This is a genomic window from Streptomyces sp. XM4193 (assembly GCF_023072595.1).
Classification (GTDB): Bacteria; Actinomycetota; Actinomycetes; order Streptomycetales; family Streptomycetaceae; genus Streptomyces.
In genome coordinates, this window is the sequence record NZ_JALLGK010000003.1 from 174,173 (window position 1) to 196,241 (window position 22,069).

At 73.3% G+C, this 22,069-nt stretch carries 16 protein-coding genes and 1 pseudogene; 9 read left to right on the forward strand and 8 right to left on the reverse strand.

The window, feature by feature from the left end; genetic code table 11:
• Positions 1 to 86: 86 nt before the first annotated feature.
• The 3 genes from MTQ01_RS11940 to MTQ01_RS11950 all read right to left on the reverse strand — a co-directional run bounded on the left by MTQ01_RS11940 (position 87) and on the right by MTQ01_RS11950 (position 3,822).
• Positions 87 to 1,652 (reverse strand): transporter, encoded by a 1,566-nt coding sequence (locus MTQ01_RS11940; RefSeq protein WP_247490017.1) that lies wholly within the window; start codon positions 1,650 to 1,652, stop codon positions 87 to 89.
• 200 nt (positions 1,653 to 1,852) lie between these two features.
• Positions 1,853 to 2,743, reverse strand: coding sequence for an ABC transporter ATP-binding protein (locus tag MTQ01_RS11945; RefSeq protein WP_374207709.1), 891 nt, complete (start codon positions 2,741 to 2,743; stop codon positions 1,853 to 1,855).
• A 389-nt stretch (positions 2,744 to 3,132) separates the two neighbouring features.
• Positions 3,133 to 3,822 (reverse strand): bifunctional DNA primase/polymerase, encoded by a 690-nt coding sequence (locus tag MTQ01_RS11950; RefSeq protein ID WP_247489497.1) that lies wholly within the window; start codon positions 3,820 to 3,822, stop codon positions 3,133 to 3,135.
• A 510-nt stretch (positions 3,823 to 4,332) separates the two neighbouring features.
• Here MTQ01_RS11950 and MTQ01_RS11955 point away from each other — a divergent pair.
• Both MTQ01_RS11955 and MTQ01_RS11960 read left to right on the forward strand, forming a co-directional pair.
• Positions 4,333 to 5,721, forward strand: coding sequence for a transcriptional regulator (locus tag MTQ01_RS11955; protein WP_247489499.1), 1,389 nt, complete (start codon positions 4,333 to 4,335; stop codon positions 5,719 to 5,721).
• 206 nt (positions 5,722 to 5,927) lie between these two features.
• Complete coding sequence (locus tag MTQ01_RS11960; RefSeq protein ID WP_247490066.1) at positions 5,928 to 7,997, forward strand: hypothetical protein; 2,070 nt, start codon at positions 5,928 to 5,930, stop codon at positions 7,995 to 7,997.
• 230 nt (positions 7,998 to 8,227) lie between these two features.
• On the opposite strand, the gene MTQ01_RS11965 is transcribed toward MTQ01_RS11960, so the two are convergent.
• Positions 8,228 to 9,601: an ABC transporter substrate-binding protein gene (locus MTQ01_RS11965; RefSeq protein WP_247489501.1), complete on the reverse strand. Its 1,374-nt coding sequence runs from the start codon at positions 9,599 to 9,601 to the stop codon at positions 8,228 to 8,230.
• Positions 9,602 to 9,774: 173 nt separating this feature from the next.
• On the opposite strand from MTQ01_RS11965, the gene MTQ01_RS11970 reads away from it, so the two are divergent.
• Entirely contained in the window at positions 9,775 to 10,221 is a 447-nt protein-coding gene (locus MTQ01_RS11970) for a hypothetical protein (RefSeq protein WP_216815086.1), read from the forward strand.
• Between the two features lie 253 nt (positions 10,222 to 10,474).
• Entirely contained in the window at positions 10,475 to 11,401 is a 927-nt protein-coding gene (gene purU / locus MTQ01_RS11975) for a formyltetrahydrofolate deformylase (RefSeq protein WP_247489503.1), read from the forward strand.
• 125 nt (positions 11,402 to 11,526) lie between these two features.
• Here the strand turns inward: purU and MTQ01_RS11980 are convergent, their stop codons facing one another.
• Both MTQ01_RS11980 and MTQ01_RS11985 read right to left on the reverse strand, forming a co-directional pair.
• Positions 11,527 to 13,251, reverse strand: coding sequence for a zf-HC2 domain-containing protein (locus MTQ01_RS11980; protein WP_308294388.1), 1,725 nt, complete (start codon positions 13,249 to 13,251; stop codon positions 11,527 to 11,529).
• Positions 13,248 to 13,814 carry an RNA polymerase sigma factor gene (locus MTQ01_RS11985; RefSeq protein WP_247490021.1) on the reverse strand — a complete coding sequence of 189 codons (567 nt, stop codon included), beginning with the start codon at positions 13,812 to 13,814 and terminating at the stop codon, positions 13,248 to 13,250. The genes MTQ01_RS11980 and MTQ01_RS11985 overlap by 4 nt, the downstream gene beginning before the upstream one ends.
• Positions 13,815 to 14,172: 358 nt before the next feature.
• Between MTQ01_RS11985 and MTQ01_RS11990 the strand changes: the two genes are divergently transcribed.
• From MTQ01_RS11990 to MTQ01_RS12000, 3 genes are all read left to right on the forward strand, one after another.
• Complete coding sequence (locus tag MTQ01_RS11990; protein ID WP_211042261.1) at positions 14,173 to 14,547, forward strand: STAS domain-containing protein; 375 nt, start codon at positions 14,173 to 14,175, stop codon at positions 14,545 to 14,547.
• 504 nt (positions 14,548 to 15,051) lie between these two features.
• Positions 15,052 to 16,164: a M64 family metallopeptidase gene (locus MTQ01_RS11995; RefSeq protein WP_247489505.1), complete on the forward strand. Its 1,113-nt coding sequence runs from the start codon at positions 15,052 to 15,054 to the stop codon at positions 16,162 to 16,164.
• Positions 16,165 to 16,554: 390 nt separating this feature from the next.
• Positions 16,555 to 17,034, forward strand: a complete 480-nt coding sequence (locus MTQ01_RS12000; RefSeq protein ID WP_247489507.1) for an ATP-binding protein — start codon at positions 16,555 to 16,557, stop codon at positions 17,032 to 17,034.
• A gap of 326 nt (positions 17,035 to 17,360) precedes the next feature.
• Here MTQ01_RS12000 and MTQ01_RS12005 read toward each other — a convergent pair whose 3' ends face one another.
• Positions 17,361 to 18,305: a helix-turn-helix domain-containing protein gene (locus tag MTQ01_RS12005; RefSeq protein WP_247490022.1), complete on the reverse strand. Its 945-nt coding sequence runs from the start codon at positions 18,303 to 18,305 to the stop codon at positions 17,361 to 17,363.
• Positions 18,306 to 18,582: 277 nt separating this feature from the next.
• On the opposite strand from MTQ01_RS12005, the gene MTQ01_RS12010 reads away from it, so the two are divergent.
• Positions 18,583 to 19,581: an NAD(P)H-dependent oxidoreductase gene (locus tag MTQ01_RS12010; protein WP_247489509.1), complete on the forward strand. Its 999-nt coding sequence runs from the start codon at positions 18,583 to 18,585 to the stop codon at positions 19,579 to 19,581.
• Here MTQ01_RS12010 and MTQ01_RS12015 read toward each other — a convergent pair.
• A pseudogene (locus MTQ01_RS12015) lies at positions 19,510 to 20,539 on the reverse strand (GlxA family transcriptional regulator). The gene MTQ01_RS12010 and the pseudogene MTQ01_RS12015 overlap by 72 nt on opposite strands.
• A 62-nt stretch (positions 20,540 to 20,601) precedes the next feature.
• On the opposite strand from MTQ01_RS12015, the gene MTQ01_RS12020 reads away from it, so the two are divergent.
• Positions 20,602 to 22,014 (forward strand): MFS transporter, encoded by a 1,413-nt coding sequence (locus tag MTQ01_RS12020; protein WP_308294389.1) that lies wholly within the window; start codon positions 20,602 to 20,604, stop codon positions 22,012 to 22,014.
• Positions 22,015 to 22,069 lie beyond the last annotated feature (55 nt).

A 22,069-nucleotide genomic window follows, 5' to 3' on the forward strand; every position in this document is an offset into this window, starting at 1 on the left:
CGAAGCCCACACCACCCGTGCCGTCACTCGTCCCCGTACCGCCACCCGTCCCCGTACCGGTGTGCGTACCGGCAGTGGCGGCCGGGTCAGCCCTTGCTGACGGCGCTCAGGATCTCGGGAAGCCGGTCGGCGGTCCGTGCCGCCGCCACGCGCAGCCCGCCGTAGGCGACCGCCGTGCCGTACACGACGCCGAGCGGCAGCAGCACCCAGGTCGCTCCCGCGGCACTGCCGCTCAGCACGGCGAGCAGTGCGATCAGCGGCAGGCACAGCAGCGAGCCGACGACCGCGCCGAGAAAGAAGCTGAGGTACGCCAGCGCGCCCTGCCCCGGTGCCACGTTGCGGTAGCCGCTGTCCTGCGGAATCGAGTACGGGTGGTACGCGGAGGAGACCGCGCCGAGTCCCACGAGCACCCCGGCGACCGCGAGCGCGATGCCGAGCGCGGGTGCGAGACGCCCCCAGTCGTCCAGCATCGCGGCGGAGACGGCGACCACCACGACGGTGAACGGCACCGTGATCAGCGCGATCGCCAACGACCGTGCCCGCAGCTCCACATAGGCGTCCCGGCGGTCGGAGATCGTCGCGGCGACCATCCAGAACGCCGAGGTGTCCTGGCCGAACTGGTTGTACATCAGCAGGCCCATCATGCCCGCGACCCAACAGGCGCTGTAGACACTGCCCGAAGTGATGAACGGCATCAGCAGACCGAGACCGATGGAGGTCGCCCACGCCGTCTTGGTCTTGGGGTCCCGCCAGGCGTAGCGCAGGGTCCGCTCGATCACCACGGCGGTGCGCCCCTCGGGGAGCAGCCTGCCGATTCCGCGCTCGGCCGAGTCGCCGGACGGCTTGCGGGCCTTGTCCTGTGCGGGCTGGATGGTGGAGGAGTCGGGGTCGACCATCAGCCGCGTCAGGCTGCGCAGCCACCACCAGAGCAGGGCGAGGAGCGCGAGTGCGGTGGTCGCCAGCCCGAGCGCCGCGAGGGCGTACTCCCCGGCACCGGCGGCGCGTACGGCTTCGACCGCAGAGGCGGGCGGCAGCCACCGCAGCACATCGGAGTAGGGGCGCAGCGCGCCGAGGCCGCCCTGGTCGCCGATCTGCTGGAGCCCGAGGTTCACGGCCTGCATGCCGAAGGCGATCACCAGGCCGCTGAGCAGCGCGAGGTCCTTGCCCTTGCGGCTGGAGAGCATGCGGCTGTTGGCCGTGGCCACCGCTCTGGCCAGCACCACACAGGTCAGCAGTGTGAGCGGTACGGCCAGTGTGCCGACGAGCGCCCCCGCCGCGCCGTGTGCGAGGGCCAGCGTGCAGCCGAGTGCGAGCAGCAGAGTGAAGAGCGGGCCGACGCCGACCAGCGAGGACGCCGTCAGCGCGGCCAGCAGCGGTCGAGGTCGCAACGGCAGCATGGCCATGCGTCCCGGGTCGAGGGTCTCGTCCCCGCCGCCGGCGAAGAGCGGCAGCACCGCCCAGCCCAGCGCCGTGGTGGCGGTGAGGAAGACGGCGAGCGCGTCCGCGTTGACCCGGCCGCGCATGGCGAGCAGACCGAGCAGCAGCAGCCCGCCGACGACCACCGCGAGCACGGCCGCGGTGACGAAGGCGGCGGTCCGACCGGCCGACTGCTGAAGGCCGTTGGCCAGCAGCGACCACTTCAGCCGCACCATGGTCGCGGTGACAGCGGGGCCGGAGGGCACGGTCCGCGCCCCCGCGGTCACGGAGGTGCCGGCCGTCGCGGCGGGGGTCGCGGGCACGGAGGGGGCCTTCGGGTCGGCAGGGGCTTCCGGAGCGGAAGGCAGGGGCGTCCCGTCGGCCGGCGCGGCGCCCTTCGTGGTCGGGTCGGTGCTCTCCCGGTCCGCCGCCGGCTTCATCGCGAACCGCCGTCCGTGGCGGCCGGGTTGGAGCCGGCGGAGTCGGTAGCGGTGGCGGCGTCCGCGGTGCCTCCGAGCCAGTCCAGTTCGTGGCCGCTGCCGCGCTCGCCGGCGCCGACCAGCTCCAGGAAAGCCTCCTGGAGCGACGACGCCTCGCCGCGCACCTCGCTGACCGGGCCCTGGGCGCGGATACGGCCGGCGGCCATCACGGCGACCCAGTCGCAGAGCGACTCCACCAGCTCCATCACGTGGCTGGAGAAGACGACCGTCGCGCCCGAGCCGGTGTAGCGCTCCAGAACGCCGCGGATCGTCTGTGCGGAGACCGGGTCGACGCCCTCGAACGGCTCGTCGAGGAAGAGGACTTCCGGATTGTGGAGCAGCGCGGCCGCCAGACCGATCTTCTTCCGCATACCGGTCGAGTAGTCCACGACCAGCTTGTGCTGGGAGGCGGACAGGTCGAGCACATCCAGCAGCTGACCGGCCCTGCGCTCCGTCTCGGCCTTGGAGAGTCCGCGCAACTGGCCGGTGTACATCAGCAGTTCACGGCCCGAGAGCCGTTCGAAGAGGCGCAGCCCCTCGGGCAGCACTCCGATGCGGGCCTTCACCGAGACGGGGTCGGCCCACACGTCGTGCCCGGAGATCCGCACCGTGCCCGAGTCCGGCCGCAGCAGCCCGGTGACCATCGAGAGCGTGGTGGTCTTGCCCGCTCCGTTCGGTCCGACCAGCCCGACGAAGCGGCCTGCGGGAAGTTCGAGGTCGACGCCGGCGACGGCGACATGCTCGCCGAATCGCTTCCACAGGCCCTCGATCCGGACCGCCGCGGCGCCCCCGACCGGTGTGTGGACGTCGGGCTCTACCGGCTGGCTGGACACGTGGCCCCCTCGCATGTGTACCGCGGGGCCCGGTTCGCGGCTGCGACGCCGCGGCAGAACCCCCGTTCTCCCGGCCACCCTACGGTCCTCGCGGATGCCTCTGGCAAGCCCCCGGGACGGGCCGCGCCCCGCGCACGGGCAGGCCGTCCCGTCCGTCCCGCTTCGCCCCCGCACGGCGAACGCGGGGTGTGAACGGGACACGGCCACGGGTGACCGCGGGGGCGCACGCGAGCTCGCGGCGCACGCGGCGCCCGCGGGAAGGAGCCCTGCGCGCCGAGCCGGCTTACGTGCCTGGCCGACGTACGCGCCGGTCCGGGGCACGCGCCGAGCCGGGTCACGCGCCGGTCCGACCTACGCGCCGGTCCGGCGTACGCGGGAACGGGTGCGGGGCCCGCTCCGGGCGCTCAGCCGGCGCGGGCGGCGGCGGCCTCCTGCCCGCAGGCGTACGCGAGTTGGGCGATGACCTCCTCCGCGTTCGGCAGCCAGCGGTTGGCGGCGTTGGGCTGTCGCACCCACTGGACCAGGCCCCGGCGCATCCGGGTCGGCGGTGCCGCGACCCAGTGGCCCTCGCCGTGCGTCACCAGGTCGATGGCGCCCGGCGACCAGCCCTGGCGGCGCACCAGATCGGGCACGGTGGCGGCGGCGCCCGGCAGCACCAGGAAGAGCATCCGGCCGTACGGGGTGCAGGTGACCGGTCCGACGTCCAGCCCCATCCGCTCCATCCTGGCCAGGGCGAGACAGCCGGCGACCTCCGGCACGTCGATCGCGTCGAACGCGCGGCCGGTGGGCATCAACACCGAGGCGAGCGGCCTGCGTTCCCACAGCCGGCGGGCGGCGGAGGCGCTTCCGGTGGCCTGCTCGGCCCACCCCCCGTCCCGGGGGTGCGCGCCCGGCGCATCGCAGCGCGCGGTGCCACAGCTGCACCGGGGCACACCGTCGACGGTCTCCAGCCAGGTGCCGGGGAAGACGTCCCAGGCACGTTCCTTCGCGTACCGCACCGCGTGTTCGAGGGTTCCGCGGTCACGCTGCGCGGGGATACGTCGGGTGGGCGCTGCCGGCGAGGCGGCCCTGTCAGCTGCGATGGTCTCTTCCACGCATGTCACAACTCCGTTGCGGGGGAAGGGTTACGGGGCCGGACACTCACGGCGCGCGGTTGCTTCCCGAGGGCGCATCGGAGCACGGCCGGTGGTACTCGTGCGAGCCGATCGGCCCGCGAGCGGGGGTACTTGGGAGTAGGTGCCCTCGGGCGGTTGTTCGGTCGTTGTCATGCTTCGAGCGGTTAGAGCCGTTTCCCGCATTCACGCCGTTTTCGCGGGGAACTGATGCTTCGATCCGAGTACCGCCTCGACCGGGCGGACGACTCGGGGTCCCGGCCGCGCCCGCGCGGCCGGGACCGTCACGACCACCACCACCGACCACCACGACCGACGCGACCGCGGGCCCGGCACGCGACCGCCAAGTCCCGCACGACACCTCACCACCCGCAAGACCCTTAAGACACCGCACGACCAGCACGACACCTCACGACAACCCGGACCGCCGGGACAACCCCGGTCGCCTCGATCACGAGTCGTACCAGACCGCTTTTCTAAGGGGAGCCGCCGATGGCCGCACGACCTCTTGTCGCCAGACAGCCCAACGAACAACTCGCCGGACTGATCCGCGAGGCGTCCTGCTCGCACGCGGGGCTCGCCCGCCGCGTCAATCTGGTGGGCGCCGAGCACGGGCTCGATCTGCGGTACGACAAGACCTCCGTGGCACGTTGGCTGCGCGGCCAGCAGCCGCGCGGCAGGGCACCCGAGGCCATCGCCGAGGCGCTGGGCCGCAAGCTCGGCCGTACGGTCGGGCTCGACGACATCGGCATGTCGCGCGACAGCGGTGCGGGCAGCGCCGGTCTCCACTTCGCCGGCAGCCTGCCCGCGGCCGTCGAGGCGGCCCGCGAGCTGTGGCGCGGCGACGTGGGCGGGCGCGAGTCGCTCGGCAGCCGCTCCGTCGCCGCCTCCGCGCTGGTGGAGCCCAGCCGGGACTGGCTGATCGGCATTCCGGACCAGCGCGTCGCGCACAGCGGGGCAGCCGGCCGGGTGGGACTGGCCGACGTACTGGCGATCGAGGCGACCACCGAGGCGTTCGCCGAGCTCGACCACCGCTTCGGCAGCGGCAACCTCCGTCCGGCGGTCGTGCACTACCTGGACAGCGTGGTTTCCGAACTCCTGGCCGGCACCTACCGGGAGTCCACCGGCCGGCGGCTGTTCGCAGCCGCCGCCCGACTGACCGAACTGGCCGGGTACATGGCCGTCGACAGCGGGGAACCCGGCCTGGCCCAGCGCTACTACATCCAGGCGCTGCGGCTGGCACAGGCCGCCGACGACCGTCCGTACGGCGGCTATGTGCTGGCCGGAATGAGTCATCTGGCCTGCGAGCTGGGCAGCCCCCGGGAGATCACCCAGCTCGCCCGCGCGGCACAGGAGGGCACCAGAGGGCTGGTCTCGCCGCGTGTGTCCGCGATGTTCCACGCCGCCGAGGCGCGCGGTCACGCGGCGGTCGGTGACGCGCACGCCTGTCAACTGGCCGCCGGCCGGGCCCTGACCGCCATGGACCGGGCCGGCAGCGCCCCGGGCGGAGTGGACGAGCCCCGCTGGATCGCCCACTTCGACCACGCCTACCTAGCCGACGAACTCGCCCACTGCCACCGCGACCTCGGCCAGACGCTGCCCGCGATCCGCCGGGCCGAGGAGGCGCTGGCCGCACTGCCCTCGGACCGCACCAGACGGCGAGTGATCGATCTGCTGCTGCTGGCCCAGACCAGGCTGCAACTGGGGGAGTTGGGGCACGCCTGCGGCACCGCGACGGCCGCGGTCAAGCTTCTGGCCGGGCTGCGCTCGGCGCTCGGGCAGCAGTATCTGGACACCTTCCGCAGCCGGTTGGTGCCCCACGGCAGAGAGCGGGAGGTGCGTGACTTCACCGCGCGTCTTCAGGGGCTGACCGTGAGTTGAGACACCGGTCGGGGCGAGGGGAGCGAAGGGCGGTACCCCGGTATGGGCGCGACCAGCGGGGATGGGGGTCGGTGTCCCGGACATGCGGTTTCGTCCGGGGGACGGCGTGGTCTGGTGTGCGAATGAACCGGTAGCGTGAACCGACGGTTTCACGGCCGACGCAGCCCGACACAGGCCCAGCAACGCCCCAGTTACAAGGAGTTCCGGTGACAGCGCAGTACGGACAGGGCGACGCCCCGCGTGAGGGCGTGGTGCTCCCCTCCGGCGGTGACCGGCCAACCGGTGAGGACCGCAACCGGATGGCTGACCAGGCTCCTGCCGCGGGCGCTCCCTGGGGCACGCCCTGGGGACCGGAGTCCTCGCCCGCTCCGGGCCAGGACCCGAACAGCGGGTCCGGGTACGGGTATCCGGCGCACGACGACCGTACGGGCGGCGCCGGCTACGGCTACCCGCAGTCCGCGCCGCCGCAGCCCGGTTACGGATATCCGCAGTCCGCGCCGCAGCCCGGCTACGGGTATCCGCCGGTCGACGGCAGCAGCGGCTACGGCTATCCCGGGCCCGGCGCGTCCGCCCCCGGAGCCGCCCCGCCGCCGTCCCCGCCCGCCGGACTCCAGCCCGTACCGCCCACCGCCTCCGTACCGCTGCCGCCCGCCGGACCGCCCGCGGCTGCACCCGCCGGACCGCCCGCGGCAGCGCCGATGCCGCCTCCGGTGCCCCCGACCGCGCCCCCGGCGCCGCCGGCCGTGCCGCCCACCGCCGCGCAGCCGTTGCCCCCCTCCGCGCAGTCCGGCCCGCCGCAGGGCGCTCCCGAGCTGCACGCCCCGCCCGCGGCGTACCAGCAGCCGGCCCAACTCCCGGGCCCGCTCCCCGAGTCCACTCCCGCGCACGCCCCCGAGCCGTACGCTTCGGGCCCGTACGCCCCCGAGCCGTACAGCCCCGACCCGTACGCGGACCGGTCCTTCGGCGGTTCGCCGTCCGGGGCCTGGCAGCCGGCGGCGCCGGGCGGCGACGCCGACTCGACGCAGTTCCTGCCGCCGCAGAGCGACGGCGGCGCGCACGGGTCGCAGCAGCCGTCCGAGGGGATGGACGCCACCCAGTACATACCGGCGCAGCAGGCCCAGGAGATGGACGCGACGCAGTTCATCCCGCCGCAGTCGGGCGAGGCGCTGGACGCCACCCAGGTCATCCCGCCCTACGCCGACGGCCCTTCCGGTCCGCAGCAGTCCGGCGCCGCCCCGCACGGTCCGCAGGGCTACGAGCCGAGCCGCGACCCGCAGCCGCGGAGCGCGCAGCACGCCCCGGACCAGCCGGTGCCCGAGGCGCCGGGCCGTGCTCCGTACGGCATCCGCCCGGGAGCGCCCGGGGACCGTCAGCCGCCCGCCGAGTTCGAGATGCTCTTCCGTCCCGACAACGGCGATCGACCCACCGGGCGCGCGGGCCGACTGCCCGACAGCGGGACCCAGCCGCTGCCGGTGTTCGAGAACGCCGTCGCCTCCCAGTCGGCCTCGGCCGCGCCCCGCAAGGACACCCTCGGCGCACCGGAGCCCGCGCCGCGCAGCCGACGTGCCGGCGCCTCGGGCGGACAGGGCGGCGGACACGGCACTTCCGGCGGACACGGCGGCGGTTCCGGCGGCGGTCGCAGCCGCCCGCTGCTGATCGGTGCGGGCGGTCTCGCGCTGCTGGTGGGCGCGGGCCTGCTCGGCGGTGCCGCTCTCGGCGGGGGCGACGACGACGGCAAGGACGACAAGAGCTCTTCCTCCCAGGTGGACGAGAAGAAGGACCCGGAGCCGAGCCCCGAGCCCTCGGAGGAGAAGCCGGATCCGGCCGAGGCGCAGGCCAAGGAGCTGGACAAGCTGCTCGCCGACAGCAACAACAGCCGGGACGCGGTGATCCGTTCCGTCGAGAACATCAAGAAGTGCGAGAAGCTGCCCGAGGCCGCGTCCGACCTCAAGGACGCGGCGGCGCAGCGCAACAGCCTGGTCGTCCGTCTCGACAAGCTGACCCTCGACAAGGTTCCGCAGCACCAGGCCCTGACGGAGCAGCTGCGCAAGGCGTGGCGTGCCTCGGAGTCGGCCGACAAGCACTACGCGTCCTGGGCGAACCAGGTCCAGCGGCCGAAGTACTGCAAGGACGGGAAGGCGCGCCCCACCCCGCACCTCGCGCGAGGCAACCGCGAGAGCGGGACGGCGACCAAGGCCAAGGCGGAAGCGGCCAAGCTGTGGAACCCGACGGCCCGCACCTACAAGCTGCCCGAGCGCCAGCCCACCCAGCTCTGACCCACCCAGCTCTGACCCGCGCGGTGCCGGTCGTCGGGCCGGCGCCGGTCGTCGGACTGGGACCGGTCGTCGGACTGGGGCCGGGGCCGGAGTGCGGCGGAAGCAGGGTGAGCGGGGGCAGTGGCCGAGCCCGGGCGGAAGCCGCTCGGGCCCCGACTCGGGCGCCCCGTACGCCGGTTGCCCGAGCCGCCCCGCCCCGTACGCCGGTTGCCGACCGGGCGGGGCGCAGGTCAGTTGCGGCGGCCCGCACGCTCCAGGATCGGCGCCACGTCCAGTTCCTCCTGTCCGGAGGCGACCAGCACTCCGCCCTCCACCCGCTGCAGGCTGACCTTGGAGTTGACCAGCCGCGGGTACGAACGGGTGCCGAGCAGATCGTCGTAGCGCCAGGCCAGCGGCGGTGTGATGCCGCCGGTGGACACCGGGGGTCCGGAGTCCAGCCGCTGCTGGACGGTGTGCCGGGTGACCTCGCCCTCGATCGACTCCACCACGCGGCGCAGCACCGTGTACGCGACCCAGGTCGTCTGGACGCCCGGGTCGTAGGTGTCGATGCGGTTGTCGCCGAAGGCGTGCTCGCGCACCACCTCCTTCATCCGCTCCCAGACGGGATCGCCGCCCGCCGGGTACCAGCTGGTGACGTACGAGCCCTCCAACGGACTGCCGCTGCCGCCGGTCCGGTTGACCAGCGCCTGCTGGACGCTGCCCGCGACCGAGCCGAGCAGCACCCGCTCGTGGTCCCTGTGCAGCCGGTTGAAGGAGTCGAGGAAGGTGCCGGTGCGACCGCCGAGCGCCGCGGTGACGCAGGAGCCCTCGGCGCGGGGCCGCACCGGGCCGGCGGCGCCTTCCGGCAGCTTCCGCGAGCCGGCGCCGGACAGGGCGCGTTCGGCCTCGCCGGTGTAGTCGGCCGAGTCCTCCGGGGCGAGCACGTCGGCGGCGGGTTCCCGGTCGCGGCCGGCGAGACCGGCGTTGAAGAGTTCGGGGAGTTCGTCGCCCGCGGTGGTGTCCGGCCGCACCAGCGCGACCTGTTCGCAGGAGCCGGCCAACTGGCTTCCGCTGCCTGCCAGCAGCGCCGGCTGGCCGCCGTTGACCGGATAGGAGAGCGGGCTGGTGAACTCCTCCTCGGTGAAGCCGTATCCGCCGAGGTGGGGGATGCCGACGCTCTCCAGGTGCGGCATGAACGACTGGCCGTGCTGGCTGTAGGAGCCGACGACGGCGACCACGCCCTCGTCCTTCGCACGGCGGGCGCACTGGGCGGCGCGCACGCCGGTGTTGCCCTCGTTGCAGGTGATCACCCGCAGCTCGCGGCCGTTGAGACCGCCCTCGGCGTTGACCCACCGGGCGTACGCCTTGGCGAGCGCGGTGACACCCGGCATGTTGGTCGCCCTGGTCTTCACCGGCGCCCACGTCATCACGGTGATCGGCCCGTCCTCCTCCTCGCCGGGGAGGACCCCGCAGCCGGAGGCGAGCAGCGCGAGACCGAGCACGGCGCCCAGGGCGGCACCCGGCCGCGACGGTCCGGTGGCGGCTCCGCGTGCGGAGTTCGTGCGGGCCTTGTGAAACAGGCGTCGGGGAGCGGTGCGGGGACGTATCTGGCGCCGTGCGGTCATGTCCGCTCACGCTGCCGGAATGCCCGGAACGAGCAAGTGACGAATGGCGAACGGCCGGTGAGTGCGGGGTGAACGGTGGGGGCCGGGGATGTCCTGCTTGGGGGCGGAACGTACGATCGACAATCGTGCGAGCTCAGGAGAAGCCTTCCCGTCGCGGCCGTCGTTCCCCCACCATGGTCGGCATGCCGGTCCAAGACGTGCCCTGGTGGCGCTGGCGCACCAACGTGCGGTCAGCGCTGCACATGCTTTCCGATTCCGCCTTCCAACGTGAGAACTGGATGTCCGGAAGCCCCGCCTACGGCGATGTGACGGACGCCGTCTACCGCCTGGTCGAGGACACCTGGCTGGACAACTGGTCCGCCGACAAATACGTGGGGACGGTGTTCCGGGACGCCCAGGAAGCCGCCCTGGTGGACAGCGCGGTGCTCCGGGTGCTGCGCATCGTGCACCAGGTCGGCGCCGACGCCCCCGCGCTCACGTACCTCCAGCACCCCAACTGGCCCGAGGCGGTGCAGGCGTCCCGCGAGGCGCACGTGCTGCTCGCCGGCAACGACGGGGAGGACCCGGACGAGCCGCCGCGCACCCTGGAGGTGCTGGCCGCCATGCTCCGCGCGGTCTGATCCGCCGGGCCGCACGCCGACTTCCGGTGTGGGGCGCGGCGGGCGTCCCGTGCGCCGGAGCGGGCGCGGGCCGCGTGTTCGCGACGGGGCGCGCTTGCGGCGGATGCGCCGGTGGTGTGTGCCCGCAGTGCGCGCCGTCCGCCGCCGAACGCGCCGCCGAACACGCCGCCGTCCGCCGCCGAACGTGCCGTCCGACCCGCTCGCTCCCCGGACACCGTCCGTCCGCAATGGGCAGTTGTGGGACTCTGTGGGAATGAGCAACCCGGAGCCCGGACCGGCGCCCCGCCCCGCGCCGCCCACCCCCGCCGACCAGGTCGTACAGACCGAGCACACCGACCAGTACGTCCTCATCCTCTCCTGTCCGGACCGGAAGGGCATCGTGCACGCGGTGGCCAGCTATCTGCTGATGACGGGCTGCAACATCGAGGACAGCCAGCAGTTCGGCGACCACGACACCGGGCTCTTCTTCATGCGGGTCCACTTCAGCGCCGAGGAGCCGGTGACGCTGGAGAAGCTGCGGGCGAGCTTCGCGGCGATCGGGGACTCCTTCCAGATGGACTGGCAGCTGCACCGGGCCGATCGGCGGATGCGGGTCGTGCTGATGGTGAGCCGGTTCGGCCACTGTCTGAACGATCTGCTCTTCCGTTCCCGGATCGGCGCGCTGCCGGTGGAGATCGCCGCGGTGGTCTCCAACCACACCGACTTCGCCGAGCTGGCCGCCTCCTACAACGTGCCGTTCCACCACATCCCGGTGACCCGCGACACCAAGGCGGAGGCGGAGGCCCGGCTGCTGGAGCTGGTGCGGGCCGAGGACGTCGAACTGGTCGTCCTGGCCCGGTACATGCAGGTGATCTCCGACGATCTCTGCAAGCAGCTGGAGGGCCGGATCATCAACATCCACCACTCCTTCCTGCCGAGCTTCAAGGGCGCCAAGCCCTACCACCAGGCGCACGCCCGGGGGGTGAAGCTGATCGGGGCGACCGCGCACTACGTGACCGCCCAGCTCGACGAGGGCCCGATCATCGAGCAGGAGGTCGAGCGGGTCGCCCACGACGTCACACCGGAACAACTGGTCGCCCTGGGCCGCGATGTGGAGTGCCAGGCGCTGGCGCGCGCGGTCAAGTGGCACAGCGAGCACCGGGTGCTGCTCAACGGCCACCGCACCGTCGTCTTCGCCTGAGCCCCTCGCCCGCCCGGGCGGCCCGCGCCGCCCCGCCGGACTCGCCCGGGACGGCGACGGACGCGCCGCCCCGACGACGGACGCGCCGCCCCGACGCCGGATGCGCCCGGGGCGGCGGGGTGCGCTCAGAGCCGGGACATCGAGGCCGTCGCGAACAGCACGTCCCTGATCGCCTCCGGGTCGCCCTCCGCGCCCGCCGCCGCGTCGAGCGGCGAGACGTGACCGGCGACCAGCTGGCAGAACTCCACGCCGTCCAGGGCGACATGGGCCACCGCGCCGTCGGCGGTGCCGGAGCCGTCCGGGGAGTCCAGCGGGATGAACCAGTCCCCGCCGCCGCTGCCCTCGACCTCCAGATGCAGCGTGCGGCTCGGGGCGTCCGCCGCCGAGAACCGCTTCGGCGGCGACGCCATCCCGGCCCGTCTGCGGTCGGCGAGCACCACCGGCAGCATTCTGGCGGCGAGTTCGACGAGCTGGTGGAGATGGCCGCCCTCGGGCGGCTTGTGCGGATAGTCCACGGCCTCGGCGATGTCGCAGGCGTGGACCCAGCACTCGAAGGCCCGGTCCAGGAAGGCGTCCCGCAGCGGCAGTTCGAGCCCCGGCACGGGCCGGCCCGCGAGCGAGCGGTCGACCAGCGAGGCACCCCGTACGAGCGCATGGGTCTGCTCCCGCCAGGGGGCGCGCACCAGCGGCCCGCCCGGGGCGACGGAGGAGCGCCAGTACGCCTCGGTGCGCCCCAACGGGCCCAACCGGCCCACGGGACGGCCCTCTTCGCCCGCGATCCCGGCCTCGACCAGCGGGTCGGCCATGCCGAGCGCGCCGGCGGCGAGCCCGTCCACCGCCATCAGATGGCTGATCACCTCGGCGACGGTCACGGTGCGCACCCGCATCCGGTACCCCTCGAACCAGCGCAGCCGCACCGGCGCGCGCCATTCGTCGTCGGCCATGTCGCGGAGCAGGGCGTCCAGTCGAGCGGTCTCCGCGTCGAACGGCTCCGCCCAGGCTGGTATCGGAATCCGCGCCGGACGCCGGTCGAGCGCGCCCTCCAACACCCGTCCGCGCAGCCGGGGGTTGAGGTCCAGGCTGTCCTCGGGGTGCAGCAGGGCCACGGCGTCGCGCAGCCGCAGCGCCTCCCCGGCGCACGGCGCACAGTCGGTCAGATGCGCCTCGACGGCCTGGGTCTCCTCGGCGGAGCAGGCGGACAGGGCCCAGGCGCCCAGCAGCGACTTGAGCACACCGTGCTCCCACTCGACGGCCCGCCCGACCGCCGCCGGCTCAACGCCGGCCGAACCGCCGACCGAGCCGCCGGCCGAACCCGCCGCGGGGCCCCGCACCGGGCCGGTCGGGCGCGGGACGGTGCCGCCGGGTTCGGGCGGGTGCTCGGGCACCGCGTCCGACCAGGTGTGGCGATCCTCCCGCGCGACACCGCGCTCGTGGCCCTGCCCGCGCTCCAGCCGCTCGTCCCGCTCGTGGCGGTCCTCGCGCTCGCCGCGCTCCCGGGGGAACTCGCGCGGAAGGTCGCGCGGCGCCTCCACGGGGGAGTCGTGCGCCTGGTCGTACGGGCGGTCCAGGCGCGCGGAGGCCGAGTCGGCGGCGGCGCTCCACCGCTCCTGTCCCTCGGGGGCGTCCTCGGGCGACTCCGGTCGCTCCCGCCACAGGGCGTCGTGGCCCCGCGGCCCGCGAACCCGCCCCCGGCCGCTGTGACTTCCCTCACCTCCGCGCGGGGAGGGGATGCCGTGCGGTCGCGCGGGCGGCGGCCGGTCGTCCGCCGCGGCGCGCGGCGGCGGGATGAGGGGTGGCTGCTCCGGGTCGTCGTCGCCCGGGTAACGGCCGGGTTCCTGCGGGTCGTTCACCGCTGACTCCCGAGTCCTGGGCGGCCGAGCTGTGGCAGCGCGCCCTTCGATGCGGTGGACAGCAGCTGGAGGCCGAGCCGCAGCCGCCGCCTGGCCTCGTCCTCGGTGACCCCGAGGTGCGCGGCCGTCTGTCGATAGTCCCTGCGGTGAATGTACGCCAGCTCCAGGGCGGCCCGGAGCGACGCCGGCATCGAGGTCACGATGTAGTCGGCGCGGGCCGCGGCGGACGCGGCCTGCACGTGCTCCTCGACCTGCTCGGCGGGCCCGTTGCGCTCCTGGTGCAGCTGCCGCAGCCGCTGGACGGCGAGCTGACGGGTGAGGGAGGCGATCCAGGAGCGCAGCGACTCCTTGCGGGGCTCGAAGTCCTCCGGGTGCTCCCACACTCGGGCGAACACCTCCCTGGTGATCTGGTCTGCCGCTTCCTCGTCGTCCAGCACGCGATGTGCCATTCCGTGGACGAGCACGGCGAACTGGTCGTACAGCTCGCCCAGCGCGGCGGCCTCGCCCCGGGACAGCCGCTGCTGCATCTTGCGGTCCCAGCGAGGTGGTGTGTCGTGCGCCATGGTGATCCGCCCCCAGCCCTCTGCGTACATCGAATGTAGTGCGAGGGGATGACAACGTACGCCCCTTTACGGCAATGTGCGCCCCCTGATCCGCTGCGGAACGTGCTGAAGTCGTCACCTTGCGCTGAGTTGACCTGCTGTTGTCCGTGCTTTGTGAAGATTTTGGCGAGTTGAGGGGGATCGGGGTGACATTTCACCCAGCAGTGACCGGGGCCAACCGGAACAAGGGGAGAAAGAGGCCGTCTTGCACGTACGCTCGGGAAGGGCAGTTCGTTTCGGCCGAAGCCCGCAGGGCAGGCGAAGCGGGGAAGGGCTGTTCCTGTCGGGGCGGCGGACACGACCGAAAGGTGCGGGACGAGTGACGCTCAAGGTCATCGAGGAGAAGCGAGGGGAGTGGACCGTGCTGCGGGTGGCCGGCGAGCTGGACCTCGTGACCTCGCCGCTCGTCAAGCAGCATGTGCACGACGCGGTGGCCGAGGCGAAGCGCGACGTCGTACTCGACCTCACCGAAGTGCTGTTCTGCGACTCCAGCGGAGTGGGTGTGCTGATCGCCGCCAGGCGGCTGATGCACTCCTGCGCGGGTCGGCTGCGGCTGATTTTGCCCGCCAAGGGCGCGGTCGACGGCTCCCATGTGAACCGCGTGCTGGCGGCGCTCGGTGTGCGGCGGCTGTTCGCCTGCTACCCGGATCTCGACGCGGCGACCGACGACGCCGCCCGCCCGCTCACCGCCTGAGGCCGGGTGCTCGGGCGGTCCGCGCGAGCGCCCCGTCGAAGTCGGCCGATTCTGAGCGGTCCCCTGGGTGTTCCCTCGGTGGTGCCTGGGCGGTCCCTTGACGGTCCCGGGCGGTTCTGAAGGGATTCGCGCGGCTCCTCGGCGGGCTGCTCCGAGGTGGGCGGGTGCGCCGCCGGGCGCACTGCGGTCGGGGAGTCGACGCGTCGGACGGTCGGCGCAGTCGAGAAGTTGACGGGACGGCTGCCCGGTTCGGGCGTTTCCGCCCTTTGTCGCTTCCACAACTTGCGAACGCGCGGCTGTCCTCAAGGTCGGAAATCGCCCTGCCCGTCCGGGTATCGCGCTCCGTCTGTTTCCACAAAGCGGGACTCTCCCTGTCGGAGGGTCTCGCTTTGTGTGCCCGAAGTCCCTAGATTCAGCTGCCAGTTCGAGAGATCCCCCCATTCCCGCACCGAGCTCGCCCACCTTCGAGGCTCACTCCTCGAAACCCCCACGGAGGCACCCATCGTGCGAACTGGCAGATTCCTGACCGCGGTCGGCATTGCAGTGGCCGCTGTCGTACCCCTCTCCCTGACGGCGCAGGCCGGCCCCGGCCCGAAGGCGGACGCCGCCTCCGAGGACCGCGGCGCCGACGTCCGTGTCGAGGTCTTCGACGAGGAGCGGCCCGTCGGTCACGCCGACGTCCCCTCCCGCGCCCCGCAGGCGCTGCTGAAGAACGGCCGGGCGAACACCGCCGCGGACGGAGACGTCCACGAGATCATCAAGAACGGCGAGGTCGGCGACCGTGTCGACATCGTCTTCGTCGGCGACGGCTACACCGAGGCCGAACTGCCCGACTTCCACACCGACGTCAAGGAGAAGTGGAAGGACATCACGGACATCGAGCCGTACACCACCCACGCGGAGCTCTTCAACGTGTGGGCCGTGGACGCGGTCTCGACCGACTCCGGAGTCTCCGGCGACCCGACCGCCGACGTGCAGAAGAACACCGCGCTGGGCTCGCACTTCTTCTGCAACGACACCGAGCGCCTGCTCTGCGTCGACCTCCCGAGGGTCGAGTCCTACGCGGGGAAGGCCCCCGCGGCCGACCTGGTGATCGTGGTCTCCAACTCCGAGAAGTACGGCGGCGCCGGCTACAGCGGCGTGGGCTCCCCGGTCGGCTACGACGGTGTCGCCACCCTCTCCTCCAGCCACGACGACTCGGGTCAGATCGCCATCCACGAGACCGGGCACTCGCTCGGTCTGCTGGCCGACGAGTACTGGTACGACGAGTCCCGCTACGAGGGCGACGAGACGGACTCGATCAACACCTCCGTGTACGGCGCCGACGAGATGGCCCAGCGCCAGACCAAGTGGCACCGCTGGCTCGGCGAGGAGTCGCCCGACGGCGGCACGGTCGGCACCTACGAGGGCGCGAGCTACAACGCGTACGGGATCAACCGGCCGACCGACAACTCGATGATGCGCACCCTGGGCAGGGAGTTCAATCTGCCGGGTCGCGAGGCGATGGTCGCCGGCTTCTACCGGTACGCGACACCGCTGGCCACCGACCGTCAGACCGAGGCCGCCCGGAAGTCGATCCGCGACCCCGAGCTGCTGAAGCTGGTCGACGCCAAGTAGTGCGTCACATCACCCAGGGTGCTGAATCGCCGGTGATCTTCCGGGCAACAGGCGCCCAAACCCGGTGACTTATGACTTTCCGTGACCGCCGCCCTGCTCTGGGCGGCGGTCACGTCTCATGTGTCGAGACGTTGTCCGCTCGTGACTGATCGCCTCTCCGGGGTTCGCGGGTGCTCGGGTACGCTCGCTCGAATGCGAGGGGTCCAGCGGTGTGCGCGAGTCGGGGGGCGGCGTTCGAGCCGCATCGTCCGGAGTCGCACACGGTGCCGTGGGCGTACTCCTTTGCGCCGGTATATAGCGGAACCCCTTGTCGGCAAAACGATTCATCCAGCACGCTGTGGTGCTCTGGGGTTGCTCTCCGTGACCCCGTCGGTTTTGGTGGTGTGAGCAGTGCAGGTGCTTCAGGTGCAGCTGGAGATCGGTGCCGATCCGATGGAGGTCGGCCGCGCTCGTCGCTGGGCGAGGTCCCGGCTCGCCGCTGCCGGGATCAACGCGGACGGCCCGCTGGGCGAGACGCTGATCCTGCTGATCTCCGAGCTGGTCACCAACGCCGTGGTGCACGCCGGATGTCCGGCCGTCCTGCGGATACTGCTCCCCGGCCCCGCGCAGCAGGCGTCGGTGCGGGTGGAGGTCGCCGACGGCAGCAGCGTCGCGCCGAACCCCCGCTGTGCCGGCGGGGAGGACACCGGCGGTCGCGGACTGGAGCTGGTGGACGGGCTGGCCGACCGCTGGGGCTGGGACCCCGAGGGGAAGGGCAAGCGGATCTGGTGCGAGCTGGACCAGTCGCGTGCTCCGTCGCTCGGTGAGGCGGCCGTCCGCGGCGGATTCTCGTCCGGATGCGGCATGCAGAATCGGGCAATTCGTGCGTAAGTCGTCAAGTTCGGTCGTGGTGTTGACGACTGGAGGGCGGCTGATCAGTCTGTACGGAGCGATGCGTGGCGAGGGGACGCCGAGGGTGTAGGTCCTCGGCGAGTGCGGGTCGCGGTCCGGTGCCGAGCTCTCGGTGAGCGCAGAGCGGGTCGCCGGAGCCGGGTGGCGGGCCGTACCGCGGTGCAGAGCGTCTCGGCGCGCGCACGCCACCCCGGCGGGATCGCCGGCGCCCCGACCCGGCGCGCTCCTTCACTTCTCGGCTCTCCCGGTGCGCGCCCTCCCGGTGCCCCGCGGAGTCGGAGCCGGCAGTCGCCGCTGTTCCGCGCCTACCGCTCGTCGGGCTCCCGGGTCGCGCCCCGGTAGGCCACCCGGTACGTCCGCGGCGAGACGCCGACCGTCGCCTGGAGGCGCTGCCGCAGCGTGGTCGCCGTACCCAGGCCGGACTCGGCCGCCACCCGGTCCACGGTGTACTCCGTCGACTCCAGCAACTCCCGGGCCCGCTCGACCCGTTGCCCGTTGAGCCACTGGATGGGCGTCTGGCCGGTCTCCTCGCGGAAGCGCCGGTTGAAGGTGCGTACGCTCATCGACTCCCGCGCCGCGAGTGCCCGCAGGGTGATCGGCTCCCCGAGGTGGGCCAGTGCCCACGCGCGTGCCCGGCCCGTCGACGCCCCGCTCGGCTCCGCCACCGGCCTGCGGACGAACTGCGCCTGCCCGCCCTCCCGGTGGGGCGGTACGACGGTGCGGCGTGCGACCTCCGCGGCGACGCCCGCCCCGTGGTCGCGGCGGATCATGTGCAGGCAGAGGTCGATGCCGGACGCCTCGCCCGCCGAGGTCAGCACGTCCCCCTCGTCCACGTAGAGCACGTCCGGGTCCAGCCGCACGGCGGGGAAGAGCGAGCGGAAGCGCTCAGTCTCGTGCCAGTGGGTGGTGGCGCGCCGACCGTCGAGCAGCCCGGCCGCGGCCAGTACGTACGCCCCGGTGCAGATCGAGGCGAGCCGGGTGCCGGGTCGTACCCGCGCCAGCGCGGAGGCGAGCGCGGCGGGCAGCCGTCCTTCGGTCTCGGTCGCGTCCGGGAGGTGGGTGGCCGGGAGGATCACGGTGTCCGCCTCGGCGAGCGTCGCCGGCCCCGCGGAGACGACGATCGGGAAGTCGGCGTCGGTGCGCACCTCGCCCGGTTCGAGGGTGCAGGTGACGACCTCGTACAGCGGCGTGCCCCGTGCGGTGCGCGCCTGCCGGAACAGCTGGTGGACCAGGCCGAGTTCCATCGGCATCACGCCGTCGCGCACCAGTACGGCGACCCGGTGGCGCCCGTCGCCCCGGAAGACGTCGCCGGGCCCCTCGGAGGGGGTCGTCGCGGAGGGCGCGGGCGCCGTCGTCGCGGAGGTCCCGGCGGAGGGCGGTTCGGTGCGGGAGGCGTCGTCGGGCGGGGCGCCGTCCGGGGGGACGTCGTCCGACGGGGCGCCGGCGGGGGAGTGCATGGCCAGATTCTTTCATATGGTGGCACTCTGGCCACTCGTTCGCCGGTCGCCGCGGTCGCAGTCTCGAGCCATGAACATTCTCTGGATCTTCGCCCACCCCGAGCAGCGCTCCCTCAACGCCTCGTTGCGGGACGAGGGACTCGCCGAACTCGAAGCGGCCGGACACAGCACCCGGCTCACCGACCTCTACGCGATCGGCTTCAACCCGGTCGTCGACCGCTCCGACTTCGAGGGCGACCGCGCCCGGGCCGAGGACGCGGACCACGACAGCGGCGGCCACGACGGCAGCGACCACGACCGGACCGCGCGGCTGCGGGTCGGGGAGGCGCAGGAGCGGGGCCACGCCGAGCGCACGCTGAGCGCGGACATCCTGGCCGAACAGGAGAAGGTGGCCTGGGCCGATGTGCTGGTCTTCCAGTTCCCCCTGTGGTGGTTCGGCCCGCCCGCGATCCTCAAGGGCTGGTTCGACCGCGTCTTCGTCCAGGGTTTCGCCTTCGGGATCGAGGACGAGCGGGGCCGGGTGATGCGCTACGGGCGCGGACCGCTCTCCGGCCGGCGCGCACTGGTCGTCACCACCGTCGGCGGACGGGCCACCGCCTTCGAGGGGCGGGGCGTGCACGGCCACATCGAGGACGTGCTCCACCCACTGCTGCACGGCACCTTCTGGTACGCGGGCATCGAGGCGCTGCCGCCGTACCTCGTGCCCGGTGCCGACCGCCTCGACGAGCGGGGGTACGCCGACCACGTCCGCGCGCTCCGCACCCGGCTGCGCGAACTCCCCGTGACGGCACCGATCCCGTACCGCGCCCAGAACGACGGCGACTACGACGACCGGATGCTGCTCCGCCCCGAGATCGCCCCGGGCCGTACGGATCTGGCAGCCCATCGCACCGATTCGGCCGCCCTCCGCGCCGATGCCGGTGCGCAGGTGCCCGACGGGGACCCGGCGGCGGGACGGCCCTCAGCGGCGGAACGGGCTTCGGGGGCGGGACGGGCCTCAGGGGTGGACGGTGTCGGGGTGGCTGCCGCTGTTGGCGGATCGGAAGGTGCGCCGGTAGGTGCTCGGTGAGACGCCCAGCGCCTCCTGGAAGTGCGCCCGGAGCGAGGCGCCGGTGCCGAACCCGGCTTCGGCGGCGATCCGGTCGACGGCGAGGTCGCCGGCCTCCAACAGGCGCCGGGCCCGCTCGACCCGCTGCCGGGTCAGCCACTGCTGCGGGCTGAGCCCGGTCTCCTGCCGGAACCGCCGGGTGAAGGTGCGCACGCTCATCGACTCCCGCCCGGCCAACTCCCGCAGGGTGAGCGGCCGGTGCAGCTCGGTCAGCGCCCACGCCCGTGCCCGGCCGGTCGAGGCGGTGGCGGCGGTGGGCACCGGGCGCTCGATGAACTGGGCCTGGCCGCCGTCCCGGTGCGGCGGGACCACGGTCCGCCGGGCCACCGAGGCGGCGACCTCCGAACCGAAGTCGCCCCGCACGAGATGCAGACAGAGGTCGATCCCGGAGGCGACTCCGGCGGCCGTCAGTACCTCGCCCTTGGTCGACGTACAGGACCTCGGGGTCGACGCGTACCCGCGGATGGAGTCGGCGGAGCCGGTCGCAGTGCATCCAGTGGGTGGTGGCGCGGCGTCCGTCCAGCAGCCCGGCCGCCGCCAGGACGAAGGCGCCGGTGCAGATCGAGGCCAGCCTGGTCCCCGGCCGGACGAGTGCGAGGGCGTCCGCCAGCGCCGGGCTCAACTCGCCGCGCAGCAGCGGCTCGTCGGCTTCGTGGGCGGCGGGAACGATCACCGTGTGCGCCTCGGCCAGCGCGCCCGGACCGTGCTCGACCTCGATCCGGAAATCCGCGTCGGTGCGCACCGGTCCGGGTGTCAGCGCGCAGGTCAGCACCTCGTACAGCGGTCGGCCCGACGCGCTGCGGGCGGAACCGAGGATGCGGTGGGCGATGCCGAGCTCGATCGGCAGCAGTCCGTCGCGGACGAGCACGGCGACACGGTGACGACCGTCGTCGCCGAAGGCGGAGCGGTTGGCGGGCATGGCCCGATCCTTGCAGACGCTGGCCAACGGGCCACTCGTCCGTCGGCGCCGAACTCACGACGATGAACGACGTGACCCGGAACGCAGAGCAGTCCCCGTCCCCTTCCGTCCCACGGGCCCCGCGTGTGCACCGAGCGTGGTGGGTGGCGGCGGTGGCCTTCCTGACGATCATCGGCGCGGCCGGATTCGCCTCGCTGCCGGGCCTGTTGATCGATCCGCTGCACAACGAATTCGGCTGGTCGCGCGGCACGATCAGCTTCGCCGTCACCGTCAACATGGCCCTCTACGGGCTGACCGCCCCCTTCGCCGCAGCCCTGATGGACCGCTTCGGCATCCGCCGCGTCGCCGCCTGTGCGCTCGCGCTGATCGCTCTCGGCGCCGGCCTCACCACGGTCATGACCCAGGCGTGGCAGCTGATGCTCTACTGGGGCGTCCTGGTCGGACTCGGCAGCGGCTCGCTGGCGCTCGCCTTCGCCGCGACGGTCGTCAACCGCTGGTTCGTCGCGCGCCGGGGGCTGGTGACCGGACTGCTCACCGCCGCCGGGGCCTCCGGCCAGCTGGTGTTCCTGCCGCTGCTGTCCTGGCTGGTGACGGAGCTGGGGTGGCGGCCCGCGACGGTGACCGTCGCGCTCGCGGCCCTGGTGGTCCTCCCGCTCGTACTGCTGCTGCTCCGCGACCACCCCGCCGATGTCGGCGCGCGCCCGTACGGCGCCCACGAGTTCACGCCGAGGCCGGCGCCGGTGCCGGGCGCCGCGGACCGCGCGCTGCGGGTGCTGGGCAGGGCGGCGCGCACCGGCCCGTTCTGGCTGCTCGCCGGTACGTTCGCGATCTGCGGCGCCTCGACGAACGGCCTGATCCGCACCCACTTCATCCCCTTCGCGCACGACCACGGCATGCCGGTCACCGCCGCCGCCTCGCTGCTCGCCCTCATCGGGGTCTTCGACGTGGTGGGCACCGTCGCCTCCGGCTGGCTCACCGACCGTTTCGACGCCCGTCGACTCCTCGCCGTCTACTACGCGCTGCGCGGGGTCTCGCTCGTCCTGCTGCCACTCCTGCTCGCGCCGCAGGTGCAGCTGCCGATGGTCTTCTTCATCGTGTTCTACGGGCTCGACTGGGTCGCGACGGTGCCGCCGACGATCGCCCTGTGCCGGGAGTTCTACGGCGAGGACGCCGCGATCGTCTTCGGCTGGGTGCTCGCCTCGCACCAGATCGGCGCGGGGCTGGTCGCCTTTGCCGGCGGTGTCGCCCGCGATGTGTTCGGTTCCTACGACCCGGTCTGGGTCGCCTCCGGCGCGCTGTGCGCCGCTGCGGCTCTCATGTCCCTGGTGCTGAGCCGCCCCTCGCCTCCCGCGCTCCCCGCGACCGCGACTGCGACCGGGCCCGGGCCCGGCTCCGTGAGCGCGGGTCCGGTGGGGCCGGAGTCGGGCCGGGGGAGCGGGCGGGAGGCGAACTCCGTTGCCGACCGGGCGCGTTGAGCCCGGGCGCGTCGAGACTCGGCGCGTTGAGGCCGGGCGAGGTCGCGGCGATCGT

Excerpts from the sequence above, each read along its gene's own strand:
- MTQ01_RS11940 (WP_247490017.1), bottom strand. The coding sequence starts at position 1,652 with ATGGTGCGGCTGAAGTGGTCGCTGCTGGCCAACGGCCTTCAGCAGTCG.
- MTQ01_RS11945 (WP_374207709.1), bottom strand. The coding sequence starts at position 2,743 with ATGCGAGGGGGCCACGTGTCCAGCCAGCCGGTAGAGCCCGACGTCCAC.
- MTQ01_RS11955 (WP_247489499.1), top strand. The coding sequence starts at position 4,333 with ATGGCCGCACGACCTCTTGTCGCCAGACAGCCCAACGAACAACTCGCC.
- MTQ01_RS11965 (WP_247489501.1), bottom strand. The coding sequence starts at position 9,601 with ATGACCGCACGGCGCCAGATACGTCCCCGCACCGCTCCCCGACGCCTG.
- MTQ01_RS11970 (WP_216815086.1), top strand. The coding sequence starts at position 9,775 with ATGGTCGGCATGCCGGTCCAAGACGTGCCCTGGTGGCGCTGGCGCACC.
- purU (WP_247489503.1), top strand. The coding sequence starts at position 10,475 with ATGAGCAACCCGGAGCCCGGACCGGCGCCCCGCCCCGCGCCGCCCACC.
- MTQ01_RS11985 (WP_247490021.1), bottom strand. The coding sequence starts at position 13,814 with ATGGCGCACGACACACCACCTCGCTGGGACCGCAAGATGCAGCAGCGG.
- MTQ01_RS12005 (WP_247490022.1), bottom strand. The coding sequence starts at position 18,305 with ATGCCGATGGAACTCGGCCTGGTCCACCAGCTGTTCCGGCAGGCGCGC.
- MTQ01_RS12010 (WP_247489509.1), top strand. The coding sequence starts at position 18,583 with ATGAACATTCTCTGGATCTTCGCCCACCCCGAGCAGCGCTCCCTCAAC.
- MTQ01_RS12020 (WP_308294389.1), top strand. The coding sequence starts at position 20,602 with ATGAACGACGTGACCCGGAACGCAGAGCAGTCCCCGTCCCCTTCCGTC.